Origin of the sequence: Streptomyces sp. NPDC005533, from assembly GCF_042871845.1 — a bacterium.
In the GTDB taxonomy this organism is placed as follows: domain Bacteria; phylum Actinomycetota; class Actinomycetes; order Streptomycetales; family Streptomycetaceae; genus Streptomyces.
This window is the reverse complement of the sequence record NZ_JBIAJH010000011.1, coordinates 1-13,269: the sequence shown is the minus strand read 5'-3', so window position 1 is coordinate 13,269 and position 13,269 is coordinate 1. Positions and strand designations below refer to the sequence as shown.

Below are 13,269 nucleotides of genomic sequence, written 5' to 3'. Positions count from 1 at the left end.
TTCCCTTTCGGGTGAACGGGACCGGTGGACCCCCGCCGGTCCCGTTCGGCATGCTGGGATCGGTGCCAACAGCTTGAGGAGCACACCATGAGCGCACTCACGGTCCAGCACGAGCCTGCAGAAGGTGATGGCTGGGACGGCCTGGTCCGTCTCTGGGAGGGGACGGATTGGCCGGAGGGCTCCAGGGTGGAGATCATCGAGGGGATCATCACCGTGGCGCCACCGCCCGTCAACCACCACAACTACATCGCCGTCAAGGTCCAGCGGGCTCTGATGGCCGTTCTGCCAGAGGCCTGTGAGGTCTACCAGACCCTCAACGTCGCGGTTCCGTCCCGGAGCGGGCTCTACGTCCCCGACCTGGTCGTGGCGCCGGACGAGGTCGTTCTCGAAGACGCCAACTACATCCCGGCAGCCGCCGCCGAACTCGTCGTCGAGGTCACCTCGAAGTCGAACGCCGTAAACGACCGCGTCGCGAAGCTCAACGGCTACGCCGCGGCGGGCGTACCGCTCTACCTGCTCATCGATCCCCACGCGACGGGCAGCCCCACCATCCACCTGTACGGCGAGCCCGGCGACGGCAAGTACCGCCTTCTGCACGCGGGCAAGTTCGGCGAGGCCGTCCATCTCCCCGAGCCGTTCGACCTCGTCCTCGACACGTTCGGCTTCCCCCTCCCCTGATCTCGGAGCCGGGGCGGGGATTCACCGCGCCTTGTCGCGGCCCCGCCGATGAGTTCCGGTGGGCCCGGCGGTCCTTCCCTTGTGGAGACCAGACGACTCGTGCTGCCCGGACCCGGATCGACCCGCCGCGACGCCGCACGGCTGTGCGCCCAGCTGGCCCGGCTGTACGAGGGCGGGGCGACGGCGGTGGAGTGCGACGTCGGGGCCGTCACCGCGCCGGACCTGGCCGCCGTCGAGGTGCTGGCGCGGCTGCGGCTGACCGCCCGCGGGCGCGGGGGCTTCACCGTGACCGGCGCGGGCCCCGCCCTACGCGCCCTGCTGGGCCTCGTGGGACTCGTCGAGCTGCTCGGGGAGACCGAAGAGGGGGAACCAGCGGGCGGTGTCCAGGAAGGCGTTGAGCCCGACGATCCTGCCGTCTGAGATCTCCAGGACCTGGAGCGCCCACGGGGTGTGGCCCTTCCCGTCGGCGGCCGGCCGGTACTGCCCGAAGGCGGGCAGGCCGTTGGCCGTCGTCGGGACCAGCCGCGAGCCCTTGCAGCCGATGCCCTGGTTCAGGTGCCAGGCCGCGATGTCCTCGTGGCCGCGCAGCCACAGGTCGAACGGCGGCATCGACAGCACGGCGTCCTCGTGCAGCAGCGAGGTGAGCCGCGTGATGTCGTAGGCCTCGAAGGCGGACACGTACCGCTCCAGCAGCTTCGCCTGGTCCGGGTCGAGCGGGTCCGCGGGATCGCTGTCGCGGATGCCCTGCGAGGCCAGGGTGGCCCGGGCCCGCTGCAGGGCGCTGTTCACCGAGGCCACCGTGGTCTCCAGCAGCCGGGCGACCTCGTCGGCCTTCCAGGCCAGCACCTCGCGCAGGATCAGCACCGCCCGCTGCTTCGCCGGCAGGTGCTGCAGGGCGGCGACGAAGGCCAGCCGCACGGACTCCTTCGCCAGCGCCATCTCGGCCGGATCGGCGGTCTGCGGCAGCACCCGGCCGTCCGGGACCGGCTCCAGCCAGGTCACCTCGGGCCGCTCGTTGAGCACGGCGGAGGCCTGGTGCTGGGGGGCGGTCAGGTCCATGGGGCGGGCCCGCTTGTTCCCGGCGTTCAGCAGGTCGAGGCAGACGTTGGTGGCGATCCGGTACAGCCATGACCGCAGGGAGGAGCGGCCCTCGAACTTCTCGTAGGAGCGCCAGGCGCGGACGTAGGTGTCCTGCACGGCGTCCTCGGCGTCGAAGGAGGAGCCGAGCATCCGGTAGCAGTAGCCGGTGAGCTCGACCCGGTACCGGTCCATCGCCGTGTCGAGGTCCGTACTGATGGCGAGGTCGCTCATGTCCGTTCATCCCCCTGCTGGTTCGGCTACTCCCGAAACTATCGGAGGCCTCTGACAACGGCAGCCGGAAGCGCTCGACGACCCTGTTCTGTTGATGTCAAGTATCTTGACATCAAGATTAAAAGGCGGCAGGCTTCCGCAGGTATCTCGACATCGAGATACCTGGACGGTGGATGCGGGGGGCCCGGGATGCGGCGCGGCGGGAAGATCCGGACGGCACGGCAGGGGGCGGCGGCCGGGCTGCCGGCGCAGTTGCGCCGGCCACCGGGCGGCCGGGACGCGCGGATCATGCTGCTCGCCCAGTTCCTGGACCGCGCGGGGACGGGCGTGTGGGCCGCGTCCTGCGTCCTGTACCTCACCTTCGTCGTCGGCCTCGACGCCGGACGGCTCGGCCTGCTGCTGGGCGCGGCAGGGGTGGCGGGCATCGCCGGATCGCCGCTGGCCGGCCACCTCGCCGACCGCGTTCCCCTGCGCGCCCTGCTGATCGGCTGCCACCTGGTCCGCCTCGGGACCCTCTGCGCGCTGCTGGCCGTCACCGACTTCGCAGTGCTGCTGCCCGTCTTCGCCCTCACCCACCTGGGCGACCGCGCCGCCAAGACGCTGGAGATGCTCTTCGCCACCCGCGTCGCGGGCGAGCGGCGCGCCACCTACCAGGCGCTGTCGCGCAGTGCGGCCAACGCCGGCTACGCCCTCGGCGCCGGCCTCGCCGCCATCGGCCTCGCCGTCGGCACCCGCGGCGCCTACCACGTGCTGATCCTGGCCAACGCCCTGTCGTTCCTCGTGGCCGCGCTCCTCGTGTGGCGCACCCGCGAGCCGCGCGGCCGCGGGATGGTGGTCGCGCCCCCCGGCGGCGCCGCGCCGGGCACGGCCCCCGCGGCGACCGCGGCCGGGCCCGCACCGAGCGCCTGGCGCGACCGCGGCTACCTCCGGTTCGTCCTGCTCGACATCCTGATGAACCTGGACGACTCGATCCTCGCCGTCGGCCTGCCCCTGTGGCTGGTGAACCACACCGCTGCCCCGCACGCCCTGATCCCCGCCTTCCTGGTCCTCAACACCGTGCTCGTCGTCGTCCTCCAGCTGCGGGTGTCGGCCCGTTTCCACGGCGCCCGCGCCGCGACGCGCGCGGTCGCGCTGTACGGGGTGACCACGCTCGCGTGCTGCGGCCTGCTGGCCGCGGCGGCCGGCGGCGGGATGTGGACCGCCTCGGCGGCCCTGCTCGCCGCGGCGGTGCTGGCCACCGCGGCGGAGCTGATGCGCTCGGTGAGCTCCTGGGAACTGGCGGTCTCCCTCGCGCCCCCGCGGGCGCGGGCCTCGTACCTCGGCGTGGCCGGCATGGCGCAGTCCGTCCAGAAGTCCGCCGGCCCGCTGCTGCTCACCGGCGCGGTGATGACCGCGGGCCCCGCGGGATGGCTGGTCCTCGGCGCGGCCGTGGCGGGCCTGTCCCTCGTCCAACGGCGGTCCGGCCTGCGGCGGTTGGACGAGCTGCGGGCGGCGGCCGAGCGCGCCGCGACGGAGCCCGCCCCGGCGCGGTGAGGGCTCAGGTGCCGGGCTTGCGGCCGTACACGTAGACGTCCTCGCCCTTCCCCAGCAGGTTCCAGTACGCCTTCGCGTCGGCGGGCCGCATGTTCACGCAGCCGCCCGAACCGGGCGGGTTCCACATGCTCTTGGTGGTCGAGTGGAAGGCGATGCCGCCGTCGAAGAACTGCGCGTACGGCATCGAGACGTCGTAGAGCGTCGACCAGTGGTCGATGCTGCGGTAGTAGATCTTCTTCAATCCCGTCCGGGTCTCCGTGCCGTCCTTGCCGGTACGGACCGGGACGGGGCCGTACGTCAGCGCCGCGCCGTCCTGGATCCAGCTGAGCTGCCGCGTCAGGTCGACGCAGGCGATCCGCCCCCGGTCCACCGGGCAGTCGCCCGCCCTGTTCGGGGCGCTGCCCGCCGCCCGCTGGGCCAGCATCGTGCTCATCGTCTGCCAGGTCAGCGGTCCGGCGTACCCCTGGGTCGGGGTGATCCCGTGACTCGCCTGGAACGACCTGATCGCCGTGCAGTCCGCCGCGGACTGCTTCCCGTCGACGGGCCGGCCCAGGAACTGCTCCACCTGCCGCTGGTACGGCCCCGTCGTGAGGTTGCAGGAGCCGGCCGCCTGCGCCGTCCCGCCCCCCGCGACCACCAGCGGCAGCGCCAGCGCCACCACCCCGCCCGCCACCGTCGCCCGCCGCTTCACGCGCCCGCGTGCCGTCAGCGTCCCCATCCGGACCTCCCCTGTTCGCACCGCTTCCGTCCACCGTGTTGAATGCCCGGAAAACGTGCGGGGGTTGCCTCGTGCGGGAGCGTAGATTTCGTCAGCGCGCGGCCATGGCCGACGCCGGCATCCGGCGCTCCGCGCGGGCCGCGTGCGACCCGTACAGGGTGATGGACACGACGCCCAGCACCGCCAGCAGCGCGATCCCGACCGTGGCGGCCCACCCGGCCCCGTGGTACGCGAGGGCGCCCAGGGTGCCGCCGGCGCTGGAGCCGAGGTAGTACGCCGACTGGTAGAGCGCGGAGGCCTGCGCCCGGCCCGTCTTCGCCGTCCGGCTCACCGCGGCGGAGGCCACCGCGTGCCCGGCGAAGAAGCCCGCCGTGATCAGGACCAGCCCGATCAGCACCGCCGCCAGCGACTCGGCCAGCGACAGCAGCAGGCCCAGCGCCGTGGTCGTCACGGCCAGGTACAGCGCGCCGCGCCGACCCGTACGGGCCACCAGCTTGCCGGCGGCGGCCGAGGAGACCGTACCCACCAGGTAGATCAGGAAGATCGACCCGATCACGCCCTGCCCGAGCGAGAACGGCTCGTCCACCAGGCGGTAGCCGATGACCGTGTAGACCGCGCCGAACACCGTCATGAACAGCGCGCCGATCCCGTACAGCCGCAGCAGCAGCGGATCCCGCAGATGACCGACGACGGTACGGCCCACCGCCCGCGGGTTCAGCGACGCCGGGCGGAAGAACCGCGCCCTGGGCAGCAGCACCAGGAACGCCACCGCGCAGACCAGCGACATCAGGGCGACCGCTCCCAGCCCCGCCCGCCAGCCCCACAGCTGCGCCGCCCAGCCCGTGACGAGACGGCCGCTCATCCCGCCGATCGAGTTCCCCGCCACGAACAGGCCGATCGCGCCCACCAGGGCCTTCGGCCTGACCTCCTCGGCCAGGTACGCCATCGCGGAGGCCGGGATCCCGGCGATCGCCGCGCCCTGGACGGCGCGCAGCACCACCAGCCACTCCAGGCTCGGCGCGAACGGCACCAGCAGGCCCACGCCCACGGCCACCACCATCGACCAGGTCATCGTCCGCGTGCGGCCGAACCGCTCGGACAGCGCGCTCAACGGCAGGACGAACAGCGCGAGTGCGCCGGTGGCCGCGGACACCGTCCAGCTGGCCCGGCCCGCCGTCACCCCGAAACCGGCGGAGATCGCGGGCAACAGCGCCTGGGTGGAGTAGAGGAGGGCGAACGTCGCCAGACCGGCGGCGAAGAGCGCGAGGCTCATCCGGCGGTAGCCGGGGCGGCCGGGAGCGCGCGGCTCGGGGGCTTCGGACTGCGGAAACGACGGGGTGGAGGCACCCGGGATCACGGGTGCCCCGGTATGAACGGGAGGCATACGTCGAAGGTAGGCGCGTGTTTTTGATGCGTCCAATGCACAGAATCGCGATAATCGATCCACTCGTGCATCACCACAGCTCAGGGCGGCGCCTGTCTATGAACCGTTACGAAGAAGACATGGCGGTGACACGTCTGCTGGCCCCGCGCCTCGCCTATTTCGCCGCCGTCGCCCGGCACGAGCACGTCACCCGCGCCGCACACGAACTGGGCGTACCGCAGTCCACCCTGTCGCGGGCCATGGTCCGCCTCGAACAGGACCTGGGCGTCACGCTGTTCGCCCGCAAGGGCCGCAACGTCGCCCTCACCACGGCGGGCCGCACCTTCCTGGCCTTCGCCGAACAGGCCCTGGACGGCATCGCCCGCGCCGCCGAATCCGTCCAGCAGGACGCCGACCCGGCCCTGGGCAAGGTCGCCTTCGGCTTCCTCCACACCCTCGGCTCCGAGACCGTACCCGGCCTGATCCGCGCCTTCCGGGCCGACCACCCGCGCGTGCGCTTCTCCCTCGTCCAGAACTACGGCGAGGCCATGCTGGAGAAGCTCCGGGCCGGCACGCTCGACCTCTGCCTCACCTCACCCCTCCCCGACGCCCCCGACCTCGTCGCCCGCCGCCTCGACGAACAGCGACTGCGCCTGGTCGTCCCCGAGGACCACCGCCTCGCCGTCCGCAAGCGCATCCGCCTCGCCGAGGCCGCGGAGGAAACCTTCGTCACCCTCGAACCCGGCTACGGCCTGCGCCGCATCACCGACGACCTGTGCGCGGAGGCCGGCTTCACCCCGCGCGTCGCCTTCGAGGGCGAGGAGGCCGAGACCCTGCGCGGCCTGGTCGCCGCCGGCCTCGGCGTGGCCCTCCTGCCGCCCCCGGCCGTGGCCCGCCCCGGAGTGGTCGAACTGACCGTCACCGCCCCGCGCGCCGTCCGCGAGATCGGCGTCGCCTGGCTCGACGGCCACCCCGACACCCCGCCCGTGGCGGAGTTCAAGCGCTTCCTGCTCTCCCGCCGCGGCCGCCTGATCCCCGAACTGGAACCACCCGCCGCGTGACGCGACCGCGGAAAACCGATCACCCCGCCGCACCCGGAGGTGGCACGATCAGGCCGGATCCGTCCGGGCGGGCGCCGGGGCCGGCGCCGCCGAGAGCAAGTAGCCCGCCTGGAAGCGGGACTTCGCCCCGACCGCGCGCATGATCTCGGCGATGTGCCGCTGGCAGGTCCGCTCCGACATCCCCAGCCGGCGCGCGATCACCTTGTCCTCCAGCCCCTCCGACAGCAGCCGCACGATCGTCTGCCGCAGCTCGTCCGAGATCGACCGCGCCGCCTCCGGGCTCACCGACGTCGGGAAGGGCTCCGCCCCGAGCCAGGACCGCTCGAAGGCCGACGTCATGAAGTGCACGACGCTCGGCTCCCGCACCACCAGCGCCGCCCCGGTCCGGTCCGGCACCGCCATGAGCCCCGTCTGCCCGTCGAAGACCAGCATCCGCATCAGCCCGTCGCCCAGCGTCCGCACCTGCGCGCCCAGTGCCGTCACCCGCTCCACGTACGCCGCCGTCGGCCGCGAGTACCGCGCCGTGTGCTGGTAGATCGTCCGCATCCGGACCCCGCGCGTCAGCAGCGACTCGTCCCGCCCGATCGACTCCTCCAGCGTCTCAGGCGGCCGGCCCCCGCCCGGCTGCGAGGTCAGCAGCTCCCGCTCGCACGAGGCGGCCAGCTCCGCGATCAGCCCCCGTACCGCGCCGAGGTCCGTGATCAGCTCCAGCCGGCCCGACCCGCTCAGGTCCCGGTGCGCGGTGCCCGCCTCGTACGCCGGCACCAGCGTCTCCAGCCGCCCCCGCAGCCGGTCCATCTCGTCGTGGGTCTCCCGTACGAGCAGGGCCAGCGGGGCCAGCGCGCGGGCCGCCGCCGCCCGGGGGGCCACCGCGCTCCACCGCTCCGGCCCGCCGCCCGGCGCCCGCTGGAGCAGGTGCGCGGCGGCCAGCTCGGTGATCGCGGCGGCGGCGCGCACGCCCAGGGCCGCGGTGGCCTCGGTCGCGTCGAAGGCGTGCCGCTCGACGGCGAACGCGTAGAGGCGCCGGGCCGCAGGGCTGAGCTCCCCGGCGGCGCCGGTGGCTCCGTTTGCTCCGGTCTCCTCTGCGGGCATATTCCAATTCGTCCCGTTCTGTGTCTGTCTGTAAACCCCTCGTGTTCCCGCAAGGCGATAAGACGACGCCTGACCTGGCACGACAGGCATATGCCAAACCGGCACAGTGGAGGCACGGCGTGAGGGGGGAGCGCGGTATGCGGCAGCGGACGCCGGAGGGGCGGGGGCCCGTGGCCGTCCTGCTGAGCCCGCGACCAGCCGTGGTGGCAGCCGCCCGCCGAGCGGGCGCGCACACCGTGGTGGTCGCGCCGGGTCCATCGGTGCCATCCGACCGTGAGGGGGCGGAGCGGCGGGTACGGACGGACTGGCGCGACCACCGTCACCTCGTCGGGGCCCTCGGCCGCATGGAGGCCGTCCGGCACGGCCGGGCCGCCGTCTTCGGCTTCGACGCCGCCGGAGCCCTCGCCGCCGCCCGCGCCAACGAGGAACTGGGGCTGCCCGGCACGCCCACCGCCGCCGTCACCGCCCTCATGGACAAGGCCGCCCTGCGCGCCCGCTCCAACGCCCTGCACCCCGCCCGGCCGGTCTCCTTCGCCCGCTGCGGCCGCGCCGACGCGCTCCCCTTCGTCACCACCCTCATCGGCTACCCGTGCGTCATCAAGCCGCGGGCGGGCGCCGACGGGGAAGGGGTGCGGCTGGTCCGCGACGAGTCCGAGGCCCGCGCCGCCGCGCACGGCTACCCCGAGGTCACCGACCTCCTCGTCGAGGAGTACCTCGAAGGACCGCAGCTCACCGTCGAAGCCCATTCCACGGCGGGCCACCACCGCATCCTCGGCTGGGCCCGCATGCTGCACACCCCGGCGCCCGCCACCCCCGCCCCCGGCCTCACGGCCTCCGGCCACACGCTGCCGGTGGCCCTGGCCCCGTGCAGCGCCGAGGCCGTACGGGCCCTCGTACGCGGGGTCCTCGACCTCGCCCGCCACCGCGACGGCCCCTCGCACACCGGCGTCGTCCTCACCGCCGGCGGCCCCCGCCTCCTCGGGTCCCGCGCCCGCCCGGGCCCCGAGGAGTTCGCGGGACTGCTCCGGCTCGCCCACGGCATCGACGTGCTCGGCCTGGCGCTCGCCGCCGGACTCGGCCTGCCCGGGCCCGCGCGCGTGCCCCGCCCGCGCACCGCCCACGCGGGGCTGCGGTACGTGGACTTCCCGCCCGGCCGCCTCGACGGGGTGCGCCCGGCGCTCGCGGCCGCCCGCGCCGTGCCGGGCGTGGCCCGGGTGCAGCTGGAGATCCCGCCGGGCGCCCTGGTCCGCCGCGCCCCCACGGGCGCGCGCCACCACGCCTACGTCCTCGCCACCGCCCCGACGGCGGGCTCGCTGGCCCGCACCCTCGACCGGGCCGCCGCCCTGCTGGTGCAGGGAGCGCCGGGCGGCCTGCGGCAACCTCAGCCGGAAGGCTTCGCGTAGGTTCCGTAGCCCGTCCAGTCCACGACGACGCACCGCTCGTCGCCCACGACCCAGGCATCGTGCCCGGGCGGGATCCGGACGTAGTCGCCGGCCGCGACCTCGGCGCTCTCGCCGTCGTCCATGACGATCTTCATGCGGCCGCTCATCACGTACCCGGTGTGGTCGCCCATGCAGCTGTCCGTGCCGGCCAGCGGCTTGATGTGCTGGGACCACTTCCAGCCCGGCTCGAAGACGGCGCGCCCGACCACGCCGCTTTCCGTCTCCACCAGGTCGAGTCGGCCCTTGCCGTCCCCGAACGGCCGCGTCTCGTCCGCCTCGTCGAAGTTCCTGGACACCAGGCCGGCCATGGTCATCGCCTCCGTCGGAGAAGCGCCCGAGTCCTTGTTTCCACTCTACGCGCGGGACCGTCCTGCGTGCCGGGCCCGCTCCGCGGGCGCACCCGCGCGAGCCCGGCACCCTCCGTCACCTGCGCAGCGACCGGCCGAAGCCGGAGGCGAGCGGCATCCGCAGGCCCAGCGGCGGCGGCGCGGCGAGGGCGTCGGTCACCGGCCGCGAGTAGCGCCCCGAGAACACCGCGCCCAGGACGAAGTCCACGGACAGCGCCACCACTTCGGCCTGGTGCTCGCGCAGTCCGTGCCCGTCCGAATGCACCTCGAAGCGGCAGGTCGAACGATTCGCCTTCTTCGCCCGCGCCGCCAGCCGGAAGGAGGTCTCGGGGTCGCTGCGCGCGTCGTTGGTGCCGTGCACGATCAACACCTGCCGCCCCGACAGCTGTTTCACCGGTTCAGGGGAGTCCCGGGCCGTCGCCTCGCCTAACCAAGGGGCGAGCGCCAGAACCGAGTTGACGGCTCCGTGGCCCGCGGCGCGCAGCGCGGCCGCGCCCCCCGCGTCGTAGCCGGCCAGGCACACCGGCACGTCCCCGTACCTGCGCACCACCTCGTCCGCCGCCCACCCCGCCTGCTCCTCCCGCGAGGCGCCCCCGCCGTGGATGACGTGGTGCGTGACCAGCCCCTCCGCCCCGCCCGCCCGGGCCAGCGCCCGCGCTAGGGGACGTACGGGACCGGGGGAGAATCTGGACGCTCCGGGAAGCAGGAGCACCACCCCGTTGACCGGGCTTTCCCTCGAACCCGAGCCGGTTCTCGCGCCGGCCGCCCGCCCCAGGCGGGCCCCGCGCGCCGGCGGCGCATGCTGTGCCATGGCGGAACAGTCTCAGACCCCGAGGTGTACGCCATCCGTCCGCGCGGTCTCTGTTACATATCGACGGTCGCCGTCTGCACCCCGCTCTACGCGCGTAGGAGTTAGAGTGCGCAGATGACGAGCGAGACCCCCAACCTGCCGACCCCGGATCAGATCCGCCGCTCCCCGAAGGTGCTCCTGCACGATCACCTCGACGGTGGACTGCGCCCCGGGACCATCATCGAGCTGGCCCGCGAGGTCGGCTACGAGAACCTCCCCGAGACCGACGCCGACAAGCTCGGCATCTGGTTCCGCGAAGCCGCCGACTCCGGCTCCCTCCCGCGCTACCTGGAGACCTTCGCGCACACGTGCGCGGTCATGCAGACGAAGGCCGCCCTCTTCCGGGTCGCCGCCGAGTGCGCCGAGGACCTGGCCGAGGACGGCGTCGTGTACGCCGAGATCCGCTACGCCCCCGAGCAGCACCTGGAAGCCGGCCTGACCCTCGAAGAGGTCGTCGAGGCCGTGAACGACGGCTTCCGCGAGGGCGAGCGCCGCGCGAAGGCCAACGGCCACCGCATCCGCATCGGCGCCCTGCTGACCGCGATGCGCCACGCCGCCCGTGCGCTGGAGATCGCCGAGCTGGCCAACCGCTACCGCGACAACGGCGTCGTCGGCTTCGACATCGCCGGCGCCGAGGCCGGGTTCCCCCCCACCCGCCACCTCGACGCCTTCGAGTACCTCAAGCGCGAGAACAACCACTTCACCATCCACGCGGGCGAGGCCTTCGGCCTGCCGTCGATCTGGCAGGCCCTGCAGTGGTGCGGCGCCGACCGCCTCGGTCACGGCGTGAAGATCATCGATGACATCGAGGTCGCCGCCGACGGCTCCGTGAAGCTGGGCCGGCTGGCCTCGTACGTCCGGGACAAGCGCATCCCCCTGGAGATGTGCCCCACCTCGAACCTGCAGACGGCCGCGGCCGCCTCGTACGCCGAGCACCCGATCGGCCTGCTGCGGAAGCTGCACTTCAGGCTCACGGTCAACACCGACAACCGGCTGATGAGCGGCACCAGCATGAGCCGCGAGTTCGAGCACCTGGTGGACACCTTCGGCTACACGCTGGACGACATGCAGTGGTTCACCGTCAATGCGATGAAGTCCGCGTTCATTCCTTTCGATGAACGACTGGCCATGATCAACGAGGTCATCAAGCCCGGTTACGCGGAGCTGAAGTCGGAGTGGCTGTTCCAGCAGACCGCTTCCACCAGCGGTTCTGTATCGGCCTAGGCCACGGCATGACGTACTGAAAGCGCCCGGGAGAGGCAATTCCCGGGCGCTTTCTCGTATTTAATGATGTTTGCGGGCGAGGGTTTGAAGTGACTAGTTTGCGGAGCCGCTCAATTCCCCGTCGCAAGGAATACCTTTCATGAAGCAGTCAGCTGCCAAGACCCTCGGTGTCGCCGCTCTCGGTGCCGCCTTCGCCGCCGTCGCCGCCGGTACCGCTTCCGCCGCCGTTCCCGCGGTCGGCCTCACCGACCTGGCGAGCACCGCCACCGGCGCGCTCCAGAGCGTCACCAGCCAGCAGCAGGTGAGCCCCGAGGGCGGCCAGCAGTCGAGCGACCCGGCCTCCGCGCTCGCCCCCGTGACCGGTCTGCTCGGCGGCCTGCCGACCAGCAACCTCGGCGGCTGATTCCGTACGGAATTCGCACGCGGGCACACGTGGCGCACACCCCTTCGAGCGGGTGGGCGCCGCGTCGTGCCGTGTGCCACGATCGCCACCAACTGCCCGCCGACGTAAGCGGTATGAGGTCTTTGGTCATGCGCAAGAAGGCACGAGCGACGATGGTCGCACTGGTCCCCGCTCTGCTCCTCGCGGCGGTGGGGTGCAGCAGCGCGACCCCCGCCACGGACAAGGACCGGGACCCCAAGGGCTCCGCCGAACAGCCCTCCGGCGCGCCCGGCGCCCCGGCGGCGTCCGCCGGCTCGACGGGATCCGCCAAGCCGAAGACCGGCGGCACCAAGCTGGACCGCTCGGCGCTGGAACAGGGCGACCTGCCCGGCTACCAGATCTCCGCCCAGGGCAAGAACCCCAAGGCCCCGGACGGCCAGCCCCAGGCCGACCGCAAGGCCTGCCAACCGCTCGCCGACATCATGGGCGACAAGCCGGACCCGGCCGCGCGCCGGACCGTCAACCGCGGCATCGGTTCCCAGCGACAGGTCGGGCTCGCCGTGTCCGCCTCCGTCAGCTCCTACGCCGAGAGCGACGCCAAGGCGCTGATCGCCCGGCTCAAGGCGGCCGTGGCCGCCTGCGGCAAGGGCTTCACCGCCACCGTCGAGAAGCAGACCGGCAGCTACCGCGAGGTGCGGGCGGTCGACTACCGCACGAGTGCCGACGAGAGCGTCAGCTGGACCACGACCGCGGCCGGTGAGGGCGTCTCGGCGCAGGTCCACCTCGTCGTCGCACGCGAGGGCGACACCGTCGTGCGGCTGATGGCCCTCAACGTGGCGGGCGCCGACAAGAAGGGCCAGGTGCCGCAGGAAGTGACCGACAAGCAGCTGGAAAAGGTCCGGAAGGCCGGCTGACCCGGCAGACCTCCCGGCCGTCCCCCCGGCCGCCGATCGCGCTCGCGGCCGCCGGTCACCAGGCGGTGGAGGCGGACTTCTCGTTCGGCAGCAGCACCCACAGCGCGATGTACACGAGGAACTGCGGTCCGGGCAGCAGGCACGAGACGGCGAATATGACGCGCATCGTGTTCGCGGAAATTCCGAAACGCCTGGCCAGTCCGGCGCACACTCCACCGATCCAGCGGCCGTCACGGGGGCGGACAAGGGCGCTCATGGGGTTCCATACCTTTCTTCGTGGGTTGATTCGGGTCATTCGTAAGATCGGGACACCCAGGGGAGTCGGGTGTGGCTGGCATGGGGTAGCCGCTGTTG

The 13,269-nt window shown here is 72.9% G+C and carries 15 protein-coding genes; 8 read left to right on the top strand and 7 right to left on the bottom strand.

What is annotated here, in order from left to right:
- The first annotated feature begins 87 nt into the window (after positions 1-87).
- Positions 88-678, top strand: a complete 591-nt coding sequence (locus ACFYP3_RS13375) for a Uma2 family endonuclease (RefSeq protein WP_388831171.1) — start codon at positions 88-90, stop codon at positions 676-678.
- An 81-nt stretch (positions 679-759) separates the two neighbouring features.
- Positions 760-1,098, top strand: a complete 339-nt coding sequence (locus ACFYP3_RS13370; RefSeq protein WP_388831169.1) for an STAS domain-containing protein — start codon at positions 760-762, stop codon at positions 1,096-1,098.
- Here the strand turns inward: ACFYP3_RS13370 and ACFYP3_RS13365 are convergent.
- Positions 985-1,989, bottom strand: a complete 1,005-nt coding sequence (locus tag ACFYP3_RS13365; RefSeq protein WP_388831167.1) for a sigma-70 family RNA polymerase sigma factor — start codon at positions 1,987-1,989, stop codon at positions 985-987. The genes ACFYP3_RS13370 and ACFYP3_RS13365 overlap by 114 nt on opposite strands.
- A 189-nt stretch (positions 1,990-2,178) precedes the next feature.
- Between ACFYP3_RS13365 and ACFYP3_RS13360 the strand changes: the two genes are divergently transcribed.
- Positions 2,179-3,522, top strand: a complete 1,344-nt coding sequence (locus ACFYP3_RS13360) for an MFS transporter (RefSeq protein WP_388831165.1) — start codon at positions 2,179-2,181, stop codon at positions 3,520-3,522.
- Positions 3,523-3,526: 4 nt separating this feature from the next.
- Here the strand turns inward: ACFYP3_RS13360 and ACFYP3_RS13355 are convergent, their stop codons facing one another.
- Together ACFYP3_RS13355 and ACFYP3_RS13350 are read right to left on the bottom strand one after the other, a co-directional pair.
- Complete coding sequence (locus ACFYP3_RS13355) at positions 3,527-4,240, bottom strand: L,D-transpeptidase family protein (protein WP_388831163.1); 714 nt, start codon at positions 4,238-4,240, stop codon at positions 3,527-3,529.
- A gap of 91 nt (positions 4,241-4,331) precedes the next feature.
- Positions 4,332-5,624, bottom strand: a complete 1,293-nt coding sequence (locus tag ACFYP3_RS13350) for an MFS transporter (RefSeq protein ID WP_388831161.1) — start codon at positions 5,622-5,624, stop codon at positions 4,332-4,334.
- A 98-nt stretch (positions 5,625-5,722) separates the two neighbouring features.
- Between ACFYP3_RS13350 and ACFYP3_RS13345 the strand changes: the two genes are divergently transcribed.
- On the top strand, positions 5,723-6,664 hold the full coding sequence (locus ACFYP3_RS13345; protein WP_388831159.1) for a LysR family transcriptional regulator: 942 nt from the start codon (positions 5,723-5,725) through the stop codon (positions 6,662-6,664).
- A gap of 48 nt (positions 6,665-6,712) precedes the next feature.
- Here ACFYP3_RS13345 and ACFYP3_RS13340 read toward each other — a convergent pair whose 3' ends face one another.
- A complete protein-coding gene (locus ACFYP3_RS13340; RefSeq protein ID WP_388831157.1) occupies positions 6,713-7,756 on the bottom strand; it encodes a LuxR C-terminal-related transcriptional regulator in 1,044 nt (347 codons plus the stop codon).
- A gap of 137 nt (positions 7,757-7,893) precedes the next feature.
- On the opposite strand from ACFYP3_RS13340, the gene ACFYP3_RS13335 reads away from it, so the two are divergent.
- Entirely contained in the window at positions 7,894-9,159 is a 1,266-nt protein-coding gene (locus ACFYP3_RS13335) for an ATP-grasp domain-containing protein (RefSeq protein WP_388831155.1), read from the top strand.
- Here ACFYP3_RS13335 and ACFYP3_RS13330 read toward each other — a convergent pair.
- Positions 9,138-9,506, bottom strand: a complete 369-nt coding sequence (locus ACFYP3_RS13330; protein ID WP_388831440.1) for a cupin domain-containing protein — start codon at positions 9,504-9,506, stop codon at positions 9,138-9,140. The genes ACFYP3_RS13335 and ACFYP3_RS13330 overlap by 22 nt on opposite strands.
- A gap of 115 nt (positions 9,507-9,621) precedes the next feature.
- Positions 9,622-10,356, bottom strand: a complete 735-nt coding sequence (locus ACFYP3_RS13325) for an alpha/beta hydrolase (protein ID WP_388831153.1) — start codon at positions 10,354-10,356, stop codon at positions 9,622-9,624.
- Between the two features lie 114 nt (positions 10,357-10,470).
- Here ACFYP3_RS13325 and ACFYP3_RS13320 point away from each other — a divergent pair, with 114 nt between their 5' ends.
- From ACFYP3_RS13320 to ACFYP3_RS13310, 3 genes are all read left to right on the top strand, one after another.
- Positions 10,471-11,619 (top strand): adenosine deaminase, encoded by a 1,149-nt coding sequence (locus ACFYP3_RS13320; RefSeq protein WP_388831151.1) that lies wholly within the window; start codon positions 10,471-10,473, stop codon positions 11,617-11,619.
- A gap of 139 nt (positions 11,620-11,758) precedes the next feature.
- Positions 11,759-12,022: a hypothetical protein gene (locus tag ACFYP3_RS13315; protein WP_030714310.1), complete on the top strand. Its 264-nt coding sequence runs from the start codon at positions 11,759-11,761 to the stop codon at positions 12,020-12,022.
- 128 nt (positions 12,023-12,150) lie between these two features.
- Positions 12,151-12,915 carry a hypothetical protein gene (locus tag ACFYP3_RS13310; protein ID WP_388831148.1) on the top strand — a complete coding sequence of 255 codons (765 nt, stop codon included), beginning with the start codon at positions 12,151-12,153 and terminating at the stop codon, positions 12,913-12,915.
- 55 nt (positions 12,916-12,970) lie between these two features.
- Here the strand turns inward: ACFYP3_RS13310 and ACFYP3_RS13305 are convergent, their stop codons facing one another.
- Positions 12,971-13,171 carry a PspC domain-containing protein gene (locus ACFYP3_RS13305; RefSeq protein WP_030714303.1) on the bottom strand — a complete coding sequence of 67 codons (201 nt, stop codon included), beginning with the start codon at positions 13,169-13,171 and terminating at the stop codon, positions 12,971-12,973.
- Positions 13,172-13,269: the final 98 nt, after the last annotated feature.

Bases quoted from the DNA above. Each gene is read 5' to 3' on its own strand.
- ACFYP3_RS13345 (WP_388831159.1), top strand. From the start codon at position 5,723: ATGAACCGTTACGAAGAAGACATGGCGGTGACACGTCTGCTGGCCCCG.
- ACFYP3_RS13305 (WP_030714303.1), bottom strand. From the start codon at position 13,171: ATGAGCGCCCTTGTCCGCCCCCGTGACGGCCGCTGGATCGGTGGAGTG.
- ACFYP3_RS13340 (WP_388831157.1), bottom strand. From the start codon at position 7,756: ATGCCCGCAGAGGAGACCGGAGCAAACGGAGCCACCGGCGCCGCCGGG.
- ACFYP3_RS13330 (WP_388831440.1), bottom strand. From the start codon at position 9,506: ATGGCCGGCCTGGTGTCCAGGAACTTCGACGAGGCGGACGAGACGCGG.
- ACFYP3_RS13350 (WP_388831161.1), bottom strand. From the start codon at position 5,624: ATGCCTCCCGTTCATACCGGGGCACCCGTGATCCCGGGTGCCTCCACC.
- ACFYP3_RS13315 (WP_030714310.1), top strand. From the start codon at position 11,759: ATGAAGCAGTCAGCTGCCAAGACCCTCGGTGTCGCCGCTCTCGGTGCC.
- ACFYP3_RS13310 (WP_388831148.1), top strand. From the start codon at position 12,151: ATGCGCAAGAAGGCACGAGCGACGATGGTCGCACTGGTCCCCGCTCTG.
- ACFYP3_RS13335 (WP_388831155.1), top strand. From the start codon at position 7,894: ATGCGGCAGCGGACGCCGGAGGGGCGGGGGCCCGTGGCCGTCCTGCTG.
- ACFYP3_RS13365 (WP_388831167.1), bottom strand. From the start codon at position 1,989: ATGAGCGACCTCGCCATCAGTACGGACCTCGACACGGCGATGGACCGG.
- ACFYP3_RS13355 (WP_388831163.1), bottom strand. From the start codon at position 4,240: ATGGGGACGCTGACGGCACGCGGGCGCGTGAAGCGGCGGGCGACGGTG.
- ACFYP3_RS13320 (WP_388831151.1), top strand. From the start codon at position 10,471: ATGACGAGCGAGACCCCCAACCTGCCGACCCCGGATCAGATCCGCCGC.
- ACFYP3_RS13375 (WP_388831171.1), top strand. From the start codon at position 88: ATGAGCGCACTCACGGTCCAGCACGAGCCTGCAGAAGGTGATGGCTGG.
- ACFYP3_RS13325 (WP_388831153.1), bottom strand. From the start codon at position 10,356: ATGGCACAGCATGCGCCGCCGGCGCGCGGGGCCCGCCTGGGGCGGGCG.
- ACFYP3_RS13360 (WP_388831165.1), top strand. From the start codon at position 2,179: ATGCGGCGCGGCGGGAAGATCCGGACGGCACGGCAGGGGGCGGCGGCC.